This window comes from Marinobacter guineae, assembly GCF_002744735.1.
Lineage (GTDB): Bacteria > Pseudomonadota > Gammaproteobacteria > Pseudomonadales > Oleiphilaceae > Marinobacter > Marinobacter guineae.
On record NZ_KZ319339.1, the window covers coordinates 1504644 to 1521415 of the forward strand.

A 16772-nucleotide genomic window follows, 5' to 3' on the forward strand; every position below is an offset into this window, starting at 1 on the left:
GATTCCTTGCAAAAACCACCAGGGCCTTCCAAAATAAAGTAATTACTCACTTTCTTATGAGCCGCCATGTCCGCCAACAAGCCCCCTGCCAAGCGCACTTATCAGAGTACCGAACAGCGCCAGTCCGCCACCGTTGAGGCGGTGGTACAGTTGTGTGCGGAACAAGACCCTTCTACCCTCACCACTGCCCGCATTGCCGATGAAGTAGGGCTTTCCCAGGGTGCCCTGTTCAAGCACTTCCCTAACAAAAACAGCTTGTGGGAGTCAGTGGCTGCCTGGGTATCGGAGCAGCTCACCCAGCGGGTTTTCAGTGTTGCCGACCAGCATGAACAGGCCGACAAGGCCCTGGAAGCCATGTTTCTGGCCCATATCGGCTTCATTGCCCGGCACCCGGGTATTCCGCGGCTGATGCTGGGAGAACTGCAGAAGCCGGGTAACAGCGCGGCCAAACGGATCGTTCGGCAGACTCTGGCCAACTACCGCCAGAAAGTCATTTCTCTGCTGAACCTTGGTATCCAGCAACACCGAATTACCTCCACCATCGACACCGAGGCTGCCGCAGTGCTCTATCTGGGGGCCATTCAGGGGTTAGTGGTTCAGGGCATGATAGGCGGTGATATTCACAGTCTTGAACAGGCCGCACCTCGAATTTTTAGACTTTACAGCGCCAGCTTTCAGGAGGTCCCCGATGCACCGCAAACATAAACTCATCCTTGCCCTTACGCTGATCGCCGGCATCGCCTTCGTGGTGGTGATGGTTAAACTGAAACAACCACCGGAGCGTGCAGCTGAACAGGTCGCAGCGACACCGGCCCGAATCCTTGAAGCCACTCCCCTCACTGTGCGCATCGAGGCCCGTGGCTTTGGCCAGGTGTTGCCGGCCAGAAGCTGGAAGGCGGTGGCCAATGTGGGTGGCCGCATTACCTGGAAGCATCCGGACCTGGAAAGCGGCAACCTGATTTCCGAAGGCACCCGTTTGCTGCAAATCGACCCGACCCGCTACGAACTGGCTGAGGCTTCCGCCAGGGCCGATATTGCCGGCCTGGAAGCAGAGCGGCAGCAACTGGATCAGGAAGAACAGAACACCCGGGCACTTCTGGAACTGGAAAACCGCCGGCTGGCGCTTGCCCAGCGGGAGCTGCAACGTGCAAAAACTCTCGCTAACAGCGGTTCGCTGTCCCAGACCCGGCTGGATGAACAACAGCGGGCTACCCTGCAGCAACAGCAAGCCGTGCAGTCCCTGCAGAACCAGCTCAACCTGATCCCCGTGCGCCAGGAAACCCTGAAAGCACGCCTGGCCCGCAGTGAGTCAGCTCTGGCCAATGCCCGGGAAGACCTTGAAGACACCCATTTCGAAGCTCCCTGGGACCTGCGGGTACACCAGTCCGACATCGAAACCGGGCAACAGGTGAGCCCCAACCAGACCCTGTTTGTCGCGGATGACATCACCGCAGCAGAAGCCACGGTACAGCTGGAAATGTCCGAGCTTCGCAACGTGCTGTCACAGCTCCCGGGCGCGCCTGATCCGGCAAGCAGTGGCCAAGCACACCCAGGCTTTACCGACTTCCACGAGCAACTTCCCCTGGATTCACTCACGGTACGAGTGCATCCGACCGGCGCGCCCGACAGCCACTGGGCCGGCAAGCTGACCCGGGTGACTGGCAGCCTGGACCCGGCTACACGCACCATCCAGGCGGTGATTACCGTGGACGAGCCCTACCGCAGCGCCAACCCGCCCGCCCGGCCACCGCTGGTGCGGAACATGTTTGTGCAGGCCACCATTGCAGCGCCAACTCCCGAGCCAGTGCTGGTGGTGCCGGCCAGCGCGATTCACCAGGGCGAGGTGTATCTGGCCGATGGCGAAAACCGCCTGCAGCGCCAGCCGGTCACCCTGGCATCGCAACAGGGTGAGCTGGCGGTGGTCAGCGACGGCCTGAAACCCGGCGACCGGTTGATTCTGGATGACCTGGTTCCCGCCATCAACGGCACCTTACTGAACCCTATGCCCGATGAGCAGACCGCGAAATGGCTGCAGAAAATGGCTGCGGGAGAGCAGCCATGATCCGCTGGTTTGCCGGCCACCCTACCGCTGGCAACCTGCTGCTGATTCTGATTCTCGCGGCGGGCCTGTACGCCGCCCCCAATTTGACCCGGGAGACCTTTCCGGACTACCTGCCTCCGGAAGTCAGCATTACCCTGGAATACCGGGGTGCCACTGCAGCGGATGTTGAAGAGGCCATCTGCCAGCGTCTGGGCGAGGCACTGCAGCGGGTGGACTACATGAAGGAAATCTCCTGCACGGCCCGGGACAATCAGGCCCAGACCATTGCCAGCATGGCACCCCAGGGCGATATGGGCCGGTTTCTGGATGATATCCGCACCGAGATCGAATCCCTGACCGACCTGCCCGAAGAAGCGGAAGAGCCGGTTATCCGCGAGCTGTACCGGACCAGCCTGGTGGCCGCGATCGCGGTGTACGGGCCCATGAGCTTTTCCCACCTGGAGGCTTACACCAACCAGCTGGAGGACCGTTTGTTTGCCATGGAGGGAGTAGCGGATGTGATCCCCGTTGGCCTCTCCCAGCGCCAGTGGCAAATTGAAGTCTCCCGGGATTTGCTGCGCCAGTATGGCCTGGGCGTGCGCGACATTGCCCGCGCCATCAGCAGCCAGAATCTGGACATGCCCCTGGGCAATATTGAAACCGACAGCCAGGATATCCAGTTGCGGTTTGTGGATGAGCGACGCTCACTGCAAGCCCTGGCCGAGCTTCCAATCATTGGTGGCGAAGCCGGTGCCGTGCTCACCCTGGGCGATCTCGCCACCATTACCGAAGCCCACGAGCGGGAAGAGGAACGGGTGGACTTCAATGGCCAGCGGGCCATCATTCTGGAAATCCACAAGAACCGCCACGATGATGCCCTGCAGGTTATGGATTCACTGCAGGCCTTTGTCGACGAGGAAAAGGCCCGTCGTGGCGGTACTGTGGAACTGGAAATCACCCAGAACATGACGTCGATCGTCCGGGATCGCCTACAGATGCTGGTGGGCAACGGCATCACAGGTTTGCTGCTGGTGGGGCTGGTGATGGCGCTGTTCTTCCGCCCCCGCCTCGCCTTCTGGGCCCTGTTCGGCCTGCCGGCCGCCTTTGCCGGTGCCTTTGTGGTGATGGCCCTCACCGGCCTGTCCCTGAACATGATTACCCTGGTGGCTTTGCTCATGGCCATCGGTATTGTCATGGACGACTCCGTGGTGGTCACCGATAACATTGCCCAGCGGGCCGCCGAAGGTAGCAGCCCGCTGGAGGCAGCGGTCAAAGGCACACAGGAAATTCTGCCTGGGGTGTTGTCCTCCTTCCTGACCACGGTCTCGGTGTTCATCCCGCTGGCGTTTCTGGCCGGAGAGCTAGGCTCGGTGCTGGAGGTCTTGCCGGTGGTTCTGATTGCCGCCCTGGCAGCCTCGTTGATAGAAGCCTTCTGGATACTGCCCCACCACCTCAAAAGTGGCCTGGGAAACAAGGGCGAGAGAGCCCCGTCCCGTTTTCGCACCGTCTTCGACAACGGCTTTGAAAAAGCCCGGGAGAAAGTGGGGCAGCTGGCCGACATTGCCATCCGTTTTCGTTACGGCGTACTGGCGGGCATGCTGCTGATACTCCTTGGCTCGGTGGGGCTGATGGCCGGCGGCCATGTGCGCATGGAAGCCATGCCGGAAATAGACGGTGACGTACTGGAAGCCCGGGTGCTCATGCCCCAGGGCACGCCGCTGCACCAGACCCAGGCCATTACTGACCGCATTACTGCGGCCATGCTCCGGCTCAACGAGGAGTACGCGCCGGAACAGCCCGACCAGCAAGCCCTGGTGCAAAACATCCAGACCCGCTTCAATCAACACGCCGGAGCCGGCGAGAAAGGCGCCCATGTGGCCACCGTGATGGCCGATTTGCTGACTGCGGAACTTCGTACCGTGGATCTAGCCACCCTCACCGACCTCTGGTACCAGGAAATCGGCGAAATTCCGGGGCTGATTGCCCTGAACATTCAGGAGCCCGGATTCGGCCCGGCCGGCATTCCCATCGAAGTCCGCCTGCAGGGCAGTGACCTGGATGAGCTGAAGTCCGCCGCGCAGTATCTGAGCGAGGAAGTCGCCAGTTATAACGGCACCTTCAACGTGCTGGATGATCTTCGCCCCGGCAAGCCCCAGCGCATCCTCAGCCTGAGCGACCGCGCCCTGTCCCTCGGCCTGAACGCCGCTGAGGTGGCCAGCCAGATTCGAACCGGCCTGCTCGGGGATATCGTGGATACGGTACAGGTCGGTGACCAGCACATCGAGATTCTGGTGCGCCAGACCAGCGCCGAACGCAACACCCGCCAATTCCTGGAAGATACCGTGATCACCACCGGCAAGGGCCAGATGGTGCCGCTGCGGGAAGTGGCCACCATCACCGAGGAACGGCAATGGTCACAGGTGACCCGAATCAACGGCCTGCGCACCGTTACCGTGTCAGCGGATGTGAACGGCCGGATAACCAACGCCGATGCCATCGTGGCCGATCTGCAGAACCAGGTGTTCCCGAAGCTTCAGGAACAATGGCCAGAGATCAGCCTGCAGGTAGAAGGCCAGACCGCCCGCTCCCGAGAAACCGGCCAGTCTATCGCCCGGGGGTTGCTGATCGGCCTGCTGGGGATTTTCCTGATTCTGTCGTTCCAGTTCCGCAGTTACCTGGAGCCGATCATTGTCATGCTGTCGATCCCGGTGGCCTTTATGGGCGCGGTCTGGGGACACATGATCATGGGCTACAACCTGTCGATGCCTTCGCTGATCGGCGCAGCCTCACTGGCGGGTATTGTGGTGAATAACGCCATTCTCCTGGTGCAATTCATCAAGAGCTATCGGGGACAGGGTATGAGTGCCCGGGCAGCAGCCGGTGCCGCCAGCCGCGCCCGTTTCCGGGCCATCCTGATCACCACCAGCACCACAGTGGCCGGCCTGCTGCCACTGCTGGCCGAAACCAGCACCCAGGCCATGGCAGTCATTCCGCTTGTAATTTCGGTGGTATTCGGTTTGCTGGTATCCACCGTTCTGATACTGCTGGCGTTGCCGTCGCTCTACGTTATTCTGGAGGATCTAGGCTGGGCCACTCCCACCAACTCCGAACAGCCCGGGAAGGATGGGGGGGACAGTCAGCAATTAACAAATCTCAACGGGCATATTATTTAATAGTGATAGCCTGAAAGGTGCTCGCCATTCATTGATAGAGGGCTATCATCATGACAAAAACAAACTGCTCGCTAATGAGCATATTGATCCTGAGTCTCACCGTGTCGTTCACTGCCACGGCTGCCGAGCCGGTTACTCCCAAGCTGACCGACAAACTGGATCGCCTGTTGCGCGAAGAGATGAGATCCATTCAGTCAGCCATGGGACAGATTCATTCGGCCATCGTCATGGGGCATCATGACGACGTTGCGGATAATGCCCAGAGGATTCACGACAGCTTCATCCTGCAGCAGTCGCTGACCGAACAGGATCGCAAAGACCTGATGTCCGCAGTTCCCAAAGGCTTTATCAAACTGGACAAGGAATTTCACCAGCTTGCCGCATCGCTGGCAGAGGCAGGTAAAGGGAAAGACACCAAAGAGCAACACAAGCTATTCAGCAAAATGACAGGCAATTGCATTCAGTGCCACAGTGAGTATGTGTCTGACCGCTTCCCTGGCGTTCAATCCTTAAAAGAATGATCCGCCTTAGCCGACCAGGTCCATACCAGGCTTGCCATACCAGTACCCGTTGCACGGCGGCACCTCCACCAGCTGGAGCGGATCAGTCGTCGGGGTTCCGCCCCGACGAACCTGGTCGAAACGCTTCACAACTTCCTCCAGGCCCTGATACTCAGGGCTCAGACGAACGGTCGAAACGCCCATCCGCTCCATGTCGGGCAGTTCACGCATGAGGTCATAGCGTGAACCGGACAAAGTGGAGACACCGTTGATACGGAACAGCTCCTGGGATTCCCGGGAGCGCAACTCCATGCCAGCGGGGTGCTCGATGCAGCGGAACTCGCAGTTGTCTTTGGGGAGGTTGTAATGGCGAGCGGTGAAACAGCGGGATGACCAGGCCAGAGGCAGGAAACCCCAGGCGAACACTTCCGCCGGGACATCCAGATCTTCTTCGTTAAGGCCTTGGATCATCTGAGCCAGGGTTTCCTTGCCCAGTTCCACCGGCAGATTCCAGCCCTTCAGTCCCTGTTTTGCCAACACTTTGATCGTGGCTACGTTGTAGACGTTCATGGAAGGGCCGGTGATAAAGGGAAGGTTATTACGAATGGCCACCTGCAGGGCACTTTGATCATTCGCTTCCACGACAAACTCGTCCTGGTCGCAGATCCGGCGCAACCGGCGCAGATCCGCTTCGGATTCGATCAGCGTCTGGGTGGAAAGCACCACATCCTTCCCGCAGGCTTTCAGATCACGGGCCAGATCAAACCAGTCATCCGGTTTCAACTCACGGCGGCGGCTGCACACGGCTTCGCCCAGATAGATGGTATCCACCGGCCACTCTGCGGCGTTGGCATAGAAATCGAAAACGGTTTGCTTGGACCAGAACCACAGGATCGGCCCCAGGGATAACTTCATCATAAAGTGTAAAACCTTATTTCCACTTGCGATGGTAGGCGCCCAGCGTTGTGAGGCCACCCTCGGAAAGTCCGGCCAGGGTGCTGCGCCACTGGGGTTCGACGGTGAATGCCTCGGGCCGGGATTCGAGGTTATCGAGCGCGTGGCGCCAGGTGCGGGCGACATCGGCAATATAGGCGGGGCTGCGCTGGCGCCCCTCGATTTTAACGGCGCTGATCCCCAGTTTCTGAAGTTCCGGGAGCAGATCCAGGGTGTTCAGGCTGACCGGCTCCTCAATGGCGTGATAGACGCTGCCCTCCACCTCGAAACGGCCTTTGCACAAGGTGGGATAGCCGGCGGATTCACCCTGGCCATATCGGTCAATCAGTACATTATTCAGGCGGGATTCCAGTCCCTGAGGTGTCTCCTGCCAGCGCACAGCCTTGGCGGGTGAGCAGGCGCCACGGGTATTGGGGGACTCATCGGTCAGGTAGGAGGAGAGATAACACCGGCCCTCGGCCATGATGCACAGGCTACCGAAGGCAAACACTTCCAGCTCAACCGGGCTGTGTTTCGCCACGCCCCTCACCTGGTCCAGCGAGAGGACACGAGGCAGCACGGCGCGGCGGATATCGAAGTTATCCTTGTAGAATGAAAGCGCTTCGTGGCTGGTGGCAGAGCCCTGAACCGACAGATGCCGGGGTATGTCCGGGTACTTGTTGGCAGCGTAATCCAGCAGGCCCATATCGGCCAGGATGATGGCATCCACACCCAGGCTTGCGGCGCGATCTACCGCGCCCTTCCATTGCTCCCAGCCATCGGGTTGTGGGTAGGTATTGATGGCACAAAATACCCGAGCGCCCCGCAGATGGGCGTACTCAATACCTTCTGCGGCACGTTTGTCATTGAAATTCAGGCCGGCAAACTGGCGCGCATTAGTGCTGTCCCGGAAACCGAAATACACGGCGTTGGCACCATTATCCACCGCGGTTTTCAGGGCCGGCAGGCTACCGGCCGGGCAAACAAGTTCCATGGCATTCTCCACTGCAAGAATGCCAGCACCATACAGCCATTCCCCGCAGGGGCGCCTTGACCTTTGTCAGCGTGGGTTTCGAAGTCTCAGAGACTGCGGCCCCGAATTACCCGTAGCAGGATTACCACAATCGCGATCACTAACAGAATATGGATAAATCCGCCCATGGAATAGGAGGTCACCAATCCCAACACCCAAAGCACAAGCAAAATAACAGCAATTGTTTCCAGCATGGCTATATACCCCTGTTGAACCCATTGTCGAGCCACGACGGTCTGAATTCGTGGCTGGAGTGAACTGATTACTTGCCAAAGAATTCTTTGACCTGCTTTTCAGCCTCATCACGGGTAACGGCGTACCGTTCCTGTACCAGGCCCACGAGCTTTTCCTGACGCCCTTCTGCCTCCAGAAGCTCATCTTCGGTCAGTTTTCCCCAGTATTGCTTTGCTTTGCCAACCTGCTGTTTCCACTTACCTTTCATTTCATCCGCACTGAACATACTCATGATCACACCCTCCTCTGGTTATGACTTCAGATTAAACCTTACGCGTCGCTCCATCCATGTCTGTTCGCTGGCGCACAAAGACCGGCAATACCTCTCTGATAGTACTCTGCGCACCAATACGTACACGCTATTTTTATTCCTACATATCAAATACGTAACAATTACTTACGGCAACTTACAGGGCTGAAACTACCTCTTCGACTACCTCCTCACGACGATAGAAAGCGCCCTGCACACCCCGGGATAATTGGCGCATTCTCTAATCCAATAAGGCAAGGCTATGAACCTCATCAACAACCTTTCCATGCGGGGAAAGCTGATCACTCTGGTACTACCGGCCCTGCTCGTCATTCTCTTTTTTGCTCTCGAAAGCATTACACTGAATTTCGGCGAACTGAGCGATATGCGCCAACTGCGCTCCATGGTGGAGTTGGCGGAAACCGGTGATCCCCTGACCGAAACCCTGCAGAGGGAGCGTGGCCGTTCCGCAGTCTTCCTGGCCAGCGAACCCGCAAGTGATGCTGCCCGCCAGGCAGATAGGGAGCTGGCGGAACAGCGGCGCCAAACCGATTCGCGCATTTCGGACTATCGCCTCGGAATTGACGCTCTGCTATCAGACTCCTCCTTTGATCGCAGCGTTGAAACCAGCCTTCAGGCGCTGAGCCAAGGCCTGGCCAACCTGAACTCCCTGCGCAGTTCAATCGACAACCGAAGCATTGCCGCAGATGATTCCGCATCGCGCTATACCGCAATGATCATGGAGCTGATTGACCGGATTGCCCTGATTATCCGCCGGTCTAGCGACCCCGAGCTGACCCGTGACGTCAATGCTTACTACACCCTGGCGGAACTGGCTGAGCGAGCAGGTCGGGAACGCGCGGTGGGTGCGTCCCTGATCCGCAGCGGGAACTTTGATCTGCCGACCCTGCGCCGGATCGCCGGACTCGGCGGGCAGCAGGACGCCTACTTCAACGAAGCGCTGGCGATGCTGAACTCCGACGAGGCCCTCCGCGCAACGCTTGAGCGGCAGCCGGGCACTGTTGCAAGTCAGTCCCTGGACGAGAAGCGCGAAACCCTGTTCAGCAGCCCCTCCGGCATGTATGCCCTGGACGCGGCAGACTGGTTCACAACCACCACCCAACGCATTGGCAAGCTCAACGGGATTCGTCAGGAAATGCTGGCTGATGTAATGGCTCTGGCCACCGCCGGGGTCGCCGATGCCCGCAATGACCTGATCACTGCATCCGCCATTGGGGCAGGCGCAGTTCTGGCGGTTCTGATGCTTATGCTGGTCATCATCCGCGCCATTAACCTGCAGGTCGGTCGACTGCTCGAAGGCGTGCAGTTCGCCATGGAAAACAAGGATCTGACCCGTGATATTGAAATCTCCAGCCGGGATGAAATGGGCACCATTGGCAAAGCGGTCAATGAGCTGTTCGGACGCTTCGGTAATGCCTTGCTGCAGATCGACAAATCCAGCGTCCAGCTGGCCACGGCCACTGAAGAAACCAGTTCCACGGCCGGCCAGAATTCAAGCCAGGTGAGAAACCAGCAGCAACAAATTGAACAAGTGGCTGCCGCTACCGAAGAAATGTCGGCCACCTCAGAGGAAATCTCCCGGAATACCCAGCAGGTGGCCGATGCCGCCAAAAGCGCCATGGAGAAAAGCCGCACCGGTGAACAGGTACTGCACCAGAGCGTTAGCAGCATCCGTACACTGGCGGACTCTGTTCAAAAGGTGAACGAAGTTATTGAAGAGCTGGAGAAGCGCAGCTCAACCATCAGTGACGTGATGGACGTAATTCGCAAGGTAGCCGACCAGACCAACCTGCTGGCGCTGAATGCGGCTATCGAAGCCGCCCGTGCGGGCGAACATGGTCGCGGATTCGCAGTGGTTGCAGATGAAGTGCGAACCCTGGCCCAGCAAACCCATGCATCCACCACCCAGATCGAAGACATCATCAACGGCTTCCGGAACATTACCGACAGTGCCAGCCGCTCCATTCTTGAAAGCCACAAGCTCGCCAATACCACCAGCGTGCAGGCGTCGGAGCTGGAGCAGACCTTTGCGGATATCCTGACCGATGTGAACAGCATCTCCGATATGGCCAGCCAGATCGCCACCGCCTCCGAGGAGCAGGTTGCAGTAACCCGGGAACTGGCGGGAAGCATGGAATCGGTCAGTGAGGCCGCCATCCTGACGCTGACCGGGTCCCAGGAAATCACCCAGGTGACCAGTGAGCAGGCCCGGCTGGCGAGAGTGCTTCAGGATCTTGCCAATGAGTTCAAGGTGCCGGCTTATAGTTGAGTGAAAGAGGGGTCAGAAGAAAGCATTCTTCTGACCCCGACTTCGGCTCCTGCCAATCAGATAATACGGGAGAACCGCTTGCTTGCGCCTTCCTTGCGGTAGAAATCAAAGATCTGGCAGATAGCCCGGATCAGCAGTCGACCGGCCGGCTGAACCTGCAATGCAGTTCCATCATCGGCAATCAGTTCATCCTGCACCATGGGCTTCAGGCGGCTGAGTTCATCCGCGAAGTAGCGGTCCAGATCTTCCTGCCAAACCTCCGCGAAAAGCTTGCGATCCAGCCGGAACTGGCAGATCAGCTGGCCGATCACCCAGCGGCGGATTCGGTCGTCCCGTGTCAGGTTCACGCCTTTGGTAATCGCCAGCTGGCCGGCATCAATGGCCGCTTCCCAGGACGGCAGGTCGTGGTTGTTCTGGAAATAGGCATCGTCGGTCTGGCCGATGGCAGAGACACCGAGGGATACCAGATCACACTCGGAGTGGGTGGTGTAGCCCTGGAAATTCCGGTGCAGGCGCCCCTCACGCTGAGCGACGGCCAGGCTGTCGTCGGGCTTGGCGAAGTGGTCCATGCCGATGTACTCGTAGCCCGCCTCCAGCAAACGATTGATGGTGTTGTGCAGAATAGTCAGCTTCTGCTGGGGCGTGGGCAGAGTGTCCGCCAGAATCCGGGTCTGCGGATAGAAGCGATCCGGCAGGTGCGCGTAGCTGAACACGGAGAGCCGATCCGGCGACATCTCGATCACCGCTTCCAGGGTTTCGGCAAAGCTTTCCGGGGTCTGGTGCGGCAGGCCGTAGATCAGGTCCAGGTTGATGGATCGGAAGCCAAGTCGGCGCGCCTCATTTAGCACCGCCTCGGTCATCTCTCTCGGCTGGATGCGGTTCACCGCCTTTTGCACCTGCGGATTCACATCCTGTACACCCAGACTGATGCGGTTAAAGCCAAGGTCCCAAAGGGTTGGCAGGGTGTCCTGATCCACTTCCCGGGGATCAATCTCCACACTGTAATCCCGCTCATCGCCAGTCTGCAGGTTGAACAGTTCCCCATACCCGGCCATCAGATGTTCCATCACATCCTTCGGCAGGAACGTGGGCGTACCACCGCCCCAGTGCAGCTGGGTAACAGGGCGATCCGCACCAAACAGTTTTGACTGGATGGCGGCTTCCCTCAGCACCCGCTCGACATAGGGCATGGCCTTGTCACGTTTTTTGGTGATGACCTTGTTGCAGGCGCAGTAATAGCACAGGTGCGCGCAGAACGGCAGGTGGGTGTAGAGTGACAGTGGGCGTCCGCTGGCTTTGCTGCGCGCGGCGGCCTTGACCATGTCTTCGATCGGGTAGTTCTGATTGAACTCGACGGCCGTGGGATAGGAGGTGTACCTCGGGCCGCTGAGGTCGTAGCGGCGGATCAGGGCTTCGTCCCAGATAAATTCCGGCAATGTGGACTCGGCAGTTTGCAGTGCGGGGGTGGAAGTCATAGTAATCGCTCTGGGGTCAAAAACGGGGGTCATCCGGGATTTGCCGGCATTCTAAGGCAATCCGTTGGCTCGCTTTTTGATGCGGGTCAGCTGACCGATGGTTTCAGTTTACCAGTCTGGTTTATGAACCGCCCTTGGGCTGTTGGCGTATTCCTTCTACCCCTTTTGGGGCGTTTTTTGGTTTTCGGCCCCCCGGTGGGCGGAGGGGGTGCCCTGCCAGAATACGCTGTGAATACGTCCCTGTACGCTCGGCTCCGCCATCCATGGCTCCGCACGATTCTGGCAGGGCACCCCCTCCGCCCACCTCATCTTGCTGCCAAGCCGCAACTCATAAAGGAAGTAGAGTCTCTGCTATGCCAAACCTGATTTTAATTCTCGGAGATCAACTAACTCCGAACATCAGCGCACTTGAAAATGCCGACCGGAACACGGATCTGGTCGTTATGGCGGAAGTACATGACGAAGCCAGTTACACCAACCACCACAAGAAGAAGATCGTGCTGGTGTTCAGCGCCATGCGCCACTTTGCCAGGCAGCTGCAGGACGAGGGCTGGCAGGTGCACTATCAGCGATACCATCCGGATAACACTCATCAGAGCCTGGAAGGGGTGGTTGCCGAACAGGTTCAGCAGGTGAACGCAGAGAAGGTCATTACCACTGAGTGCGGTGAATGGCGGCTGCATGAGCAGATCTGTCAGTGGCATGAACGCTTGGGCGTGCCGGTGGAGCTCCGGCCGGATACCCGTTTTATTGCGACCAAACAGGAGTTCGCTGACTGGGCCGAGGGCCGGAAGCAGCTGCGGATGGAGTTCTTTTACCGGGAGATGCGGCGCAAGACCGGGTTGTTGATGACGGCCGAAGGCGGACCGGAAGGCGGGCAGTGGAATTTTGATGCGGATAACCGAAAGAAATGGACGGGCAAGCCGCCGGCGCCAGCGCCCTTTCGGGTGGAGCCGGACGCGATTACCCGGGAGGTGATTGAGCTGGTTGACGGGCACTTTGCGGATCACTTCGGCACCACCGAAGATTTCCACTTTGCCGTCACTGCGGAAGCGGCACAGGCGGCGCTTGAGCATTTCATTGAATTTGCCCTGCCCTGCTTCGGGGATTATCAGGACGCGATATCCGACACCGAAGACTGGCTGTTTCATTCAATTGTCTCGCCCTACATCAACTGTGGCCTGCTGGACCCACTGGCGGTCTGCGAAGCGGCCGCCCCCGCATGGTATTCAGGACGGGCGCCGATCAATGCGGTGGAGGGGTTCATCCGGCAGATCCTGGGTTGGCGGGAGTTTGTGCGGGGTATCTACTGGCTGAACATGCCGGGCTATGCTCAGGAGAACCGGCTCGGCAATACCCGCGCCCTGCCCTGGTTCTACTGGACCGGGGATACCAAAATGCGGTGCATGCACAAGGCGATTGATGCGACGCGCCGCAACGCTTACGCCCACCACATCCAGCGGCTGATGGTCACCGGTAACTTCGCGCTGCTGGCCGGCATCAAACCGGAGGAGATCTGCGACTGGTATCTGGCGGTCTACGCTGATGCCTATGACTGGGTGGAGCTACCCAATGTGCTGGGCATGGTGATGCATGCTGATGGCGGTTATCTGGGCTCAAAGCCCTATGCCGCCAGCGGCAAGTACATCCAGCGCCAGTCGGACCATTGCGCCAACTGCCACTACAGTGTGAACAAGGCCACGGAGGAGGATGCCTGCCCGTTCAATGCCTTGTACTGGCATTTCATCGACCGGCACCGGGACGATTTCGCCGGCAATCCCCGCATGGGCATGATGTATCGCAACTGGGACAAGCAGAAGCCGGAGAGGCGGGAAGCGCTGCTCCTACGCGCCGAACACCTGCTGGCGAACCTGGAGCAGCTGTAATCCCGTTTATGCGGCGATGCGCTTTTCTGTCTCCGGATCGAAAAACACCACTTTTTTCATATCGAACATCAGCTCGGCGGTCTCACCCCAGGTTACCGGGTGCTCCGGATCGATCCGGCAATGCACATTGGTGTCGTTCAGCTGGATCAGTGCGATCACGTCCGGGCCGGTGGGCTCGGTTACTTCGATGGTGAACTGGCCTTTGGTCACCAGGTCCTGATCATCCTTCTGGTCCTGGGGCTGGGTGATGTGCTCCGGGCGGATACCCAGAATCACTTCCCGGCCCACCCGGTCGGCCAGGTAGTCCGGTACCGGCAACTTGATGGTACCACCATCATTGCCCCGCACTTCCGCCTGCAGGCCATGCTCGCCCTGTTCCACGGTCACCGGCACAAAGCTCATGGCCGGCGAGCCCATGAACCCAGCCACAAAAAGATTGGCCGGTGTGTTGTACACCTCCTTCGGTGTACCCAGCTGTTGCAGCTCGCCGTCCTTGAGCACGGCAATCCGGTCCGCCAGGGTCATGGCTTCGATCTGGTCGTGGGTCACGTACACGATGGTGGTCTTCAGACGCTGGTGCAGCTTCTTGATCTCGGTGCGCATCTCCACCCGCAGCTTGGCGTCGAGATTTGAGAGTGGCTCATCGAACAGGTAGATGCGCGGGCGGCGGGCCAGGGCCCGGCCCATGGCTACCCGCTGCTGCTGGCCACCGGACAGACGGGAGGGTTTCTTGTCCAGCAGGTGGGAAATCTGCAACAGGTCGGCAACCCGCGCTACTTCCTGGGCGATCTCCTCTTTCGGTTTGCCCCGGATCTTGAGGCCAAAGGCTATGTTCTCCCGCACACTCATCGTGGGGTACAGAGCATAGGACTGGAACACCATGGCGATGTCCCGGTCTTTCGGTTCCATAGTGGAAATGTCCTTGCCATCCAGCACAATAGAACCGTCGGTAATGGTTTCCAGGCCGGCAATGGTGTTCATCAGGGTGGACTTGCCGCAGCCGGAGGGGCCGACAAGAATGATGAATTCACCGGACGCGATATCGATGTCGATCCCCTTGAGGGTCTCCTCGGCCACGCCAGAATAGGTTTTGCGGATGCTCCGCAGTTCCAGTTGAGACATTGTTGTTATCCTCTCAGGTCAACCTTTGACAGATCCGGCGGTCAGTCCCCGGATGAAATATTTGCCCGCGACGATGTAGACCACCAGTGTGGGCAGCGCCGCAATCATGGCCGCGGCCATATCCACGTTGTATTCCTTCACGCCGGTACTGGTATTGACCAGGTTGTTCAGCGCCACGGTGATCGGCTGGCTGTCGCCACTGGCAAACACTACCCCGAACAGGAAGTCGTTCCAGATCTGGGTGAACTGCCAGATCAGCGATACCATGAAGATGGGTGTCGACATGGGCAGCAGGATTCGGAAAAAAATGGTGAAAAAGCCGGCGCCGTCCAGCCGGGCGGCCTTGATCAGGGCGTCCGGAATGGCCACGTAATAGTTGCGGAAGAACAGCGTGGTGAATGCAACACCGTAGATCACGTGCACCAGCACCAGACCGGTGGTGGTGTTGGCCAGACCGAGCTGGCCGAGCGTCGCCGCCATGGGCAGCAGAACCACCTGGAAGGGCACGAAGCAGCCGAACAACAGCATGCCGAAGAACAGATTGGAACCCTTGAACTTCCACTTGGACAGCACGTAGCCATTGAACGCGCCCAGCAGGGTGGAAATCAACACGGCCGGCACGGTCATCTTGAACGAATTCCAGAAGTAACCGCGAATACCACCACAGTCCACGCCGGTGCAGGCCTCAGACCATGCCTTGGTCCAGCCGATAATGGTCCAGTCCGTGGGCAGGGCCATCAGGTTGCCGGTGCGGATATCCATGGGCGTCTTGAAGCTGGTCACCAGCATGATAAACAGCGGAATCAGGTACACCAGCGCGGCCAGAAGCAGTACGCCGTAGATGGCCACACGGCTGGGACGAATGCCGGTACGAACCACATCAGTCATGGCGTTTCTCCCTCAGTTCCGAGTACAGATAAGGCACCAGCAACGCCAGGATAGCTCCCAACATCAGCATGGCGCTGGCCGAACCCAGGCCCATCTGGCCGCGGGTAAAGGTATGGGTGTACATGAAGACCGCCGGCAGGTCGGTGGAGTAACCCGGGCCGCCAGCTGTCATGGCCATGACCAGATCAAAGCTCTTGATCGCGATATGGGCCAGCACCATCAGCGCACTGAAGAACACCGGCCGCAGGGACGGCAGGATGATCTTCCCGTAGATCAGCGGCAGGCTGGCGCCATCCACCCGGGCAGCGCGGATGATGGACGAATCCACACCCCGCAGGCCGGCCAGGAACAGGGCCATCACGAATCCGGAGGCCTGCCAGACAGCGGCCATCACGATGGTGTAGATGGCCATGTCGGAGCTCACCAGCCAGTCGAAACTGAACGAGGCCCAGCCCCAGTCGTGCATCAGTTTTTCCAGCCCCAGACTGGGGTTGAGAACCCACTTCCACACGGTGCCGGTGACAATCATGGACAGAGCCATGGGGTAGAGGTAGATGGTACGAATGGCGCCTTCCTGGCGGATTTTCTGATCCAGGAAAATGGCCAGCAGCACGCTAATCACCAGACAGCTCAGGATAAACAGGCCGCCGAATATGCCCAGGTTGACCGAGGCGGTGAGCCAGCGGTCGTTGGCCATCAGCTTGGCGTACTGGTCGAAGCCGATGAACTCGTACACCGGCAGGAAGCTGGAACTGGTGAAGGACAAAACACCGGTCCAGATCATGAAGGCGTATATACCGACACCGACCAACACGAAGGTCGGGGCCACAACCAGCTTCGGCAGCCAGCGCTGCAACCCGTCCAGCAGACGCGAGCGCGACCGGGCCACCCGGTCTGGTTGACGTTGAATGTGTTCCATGCGAATTCTCCCGAAAGGATCAGGGCCA

14 protein-coding genes are annotated in these 16772 nt (G+C 59.0%); 6 read left to right on the plus strand and 8 right to left on the minus strand.

Translation table 11 applies throughout. From position 1 onward, the window contains the following. Positions 1–66 precede the first annotated feature (66 nt). From CLH62_RS07005 to CLH62_RS07020, 4 genes are read left to right on the plus strand one after another with little or no spacing between them, the layout of a single operon-like run. The gene (locus tag CLH62_RS07005; protein ID WP_099617377.1) at positions 67–705 is read left to right on the plus strand and encodes a TetR/AcrR family transcriptional regulator; all 639 of its coding nucleotides are present in this window, start codon (positions 67–69) and stop codon (positions 703–705) included. Continuing rightward, on the plus strand, positions 689–2062 hold the full coding sequence (locus tag CLH62_RS07010) for an efflux RND transporter periplasmic adaptor subunit (protein WP_099617378.1): 1374 nt from the start codon (positions 689–691) through the stop codon (positions 2060–2062). The genes CLH62_RS07005 and CLH62_RS07010 overlap by 17 nt, the downstream gene beginning before the upstream one ends. Continuing rightward, the gene (locus CLH62_RS07015; RefSeq protein WP_099617379.1) at positions 2059–5214 is read left to right on the plus strand and encodes an efflux RND transporter permease subunit; all 3156 of its coding nucleotides are present in this window, start codon (positions 2059–2061) and stop codon (positions 5212–5214) included. The genes CLH62_RS07010 and CLH62_RS07015 overlap by 4 nt, the downstream gene beginning before the upstream one ends. A gap of 50 nt (positions 5215–5264) precedes the next feature. After that, positions 5265–5735, plus strand: coding sequence for a cytochrome c (locus CLH62_RS07020; RefSeq protein ID WP_099617380.1), 471 nt, complete (start codon positions 5265–5267; stop codon positions 5733–5735). 6 nt (positions 5736–5741) lie between these two features. Here CLH62_RS07020 and CLH62_RS07025 read toward each other — a convergent pair whose 3' ends face one another. From CLH62_RS07025 to CLH62_RS07035, 4 genes are all read right to left on the minus strand, one after another. Beyond that, entirely contained in the window at positions 5742–6632 is an 891-nt protein-coding gene (locus CLH62_RS07025) for a U32 family peptidase (RefSeq protein WP_099617381.1), read from the minus strand. 13 nt (positions 6633–6645) lie between these two features. Next, complete coding sequence (gene ubiU / locus CLH62_RS07030; protein WP_099617382.1) at positions 6646–7641, minus strand: ubiquinone anaerobic biosynthesis protein UbiU; 996 nt, start codon at positions 7639–7641, stop codon at positions 6646–6648. Positions 7642–7727: 86 nt separating this feature from the next. Then, positions 7728–7874: a lmo0937 family membrane protein gene (locus tag CLH62_RS20945; RefSeq protein ID WP_143752360.1), complete on the minus strand. Its 147-nt coding sequence runs from the start codon at positions 7872–7874 to the stop codon at positions 7728–7730. A gap of 68 nt (positions 7875–7942) precedes the next feature. Further along, the gene (locus tag CLH62_RS07035) at positions 7943–8146 is read right to left on the minus strand and encodes a CsbD family protein (RefSeq protein WP_099617383.1); all 204 of its coding nucleotides are present in this window, start codon (positions 8144–8146) and stop codon (positions 7943–7945) included. A 280-nt stretch (positions 8147–8426) separates the two neighbouring features. Between CLH62_RS07035 and CLH62_RS07040 the strand changes: the two genes are divergently transcribed. Beyond that, positions 8427–10454, plus strand: a complete 2028-nt coding sequence (locus CLH62_RS07040; RefSeq protein ID WP_099617384.1) for a methyl-accepting chemotaxis protein — start codon at positions 8427–8429, stop codon at positions 10452–10454. Between the two features lie 56 nt (positions 10455–10510). On the opposite strand, the gene hemN is transcribed toward CLH62_RS07040, so the two are convergent. Continuing rightward, positions 10511–11929: an oxygen-independent coproporphyrinogen III oxidase gene (hemN, locus tag CLH62_RS07045; RefSeq protein WP_099617385.1), complete on the minus strand. Its 1419-nt coding sequence runs from the start codon at positions 11927–11929 to the stop codon at positions 10511–10513. Between the two features lie 353 nt (positions 11930–12282). On the opposite strand from hemN, the gene CLH62_RS07050 reads away from it, so the two are divergent. Continuing rightward, positions 12283–13815 (plus strand): cryptochrome/photolyase family protein, encoded by a 1533-nt coding sequence (locus CLH62_RS07050; protein ID WP_099617386.1) that lies wholly within the window; start codon positions 12283–12285, stop codon positions 13813–13815. A 6-nt stretch (positions 13816–13821) separates the two neighbouring features. Here CLH62_RS07050 and CLH62_RS07055 read toward each other — a convergent pair whose 3' ends face one another. Genes CLH62_RS07055 through CLH62_RS07065 form a run of 3 tightly spaced genes read right to left on the minus strand, consistent with a single transcriptional unit; the run spans position 13822 to position 16744 of the window. Beyond that, on the minus strand, positions 13822–14937 hold the full coding sequence (locus tag CLH62_RS07055) for an ABC transporter ATP-binding protein (RefSeq protein ID WP_099617387.1): 1116 nt from the start codon (positions 14935–14937) through the stop codon (positions 13822–13824). Between the two features lie 18 nt (positions 14938–14955). Next, entirely contained in the window at positions 14956–15825 is an 870-nt protein-coding gene (locus CLH62_RS07060; protein WP_099617388.1) for a carbohydrate ABC transporter permease, read from the minus strand. Beyond that, positions 15818–16744, minus strand: a complete 927-nt coding sequence (locus tag CLH62_RS07065; protein WP_099617389.1) for a carbohydrate ABC transporter permease — start codon at positions 16742–16744, stop codon at positions 15818–15820. The genes CLH62_RS07060 and CLH62_RS07065 overlap by 8 nt, the downstream gene beginning before the upstream one ends. Between the last annotated feature and the right edge of the window lie 28 nt (positions 16745–16772).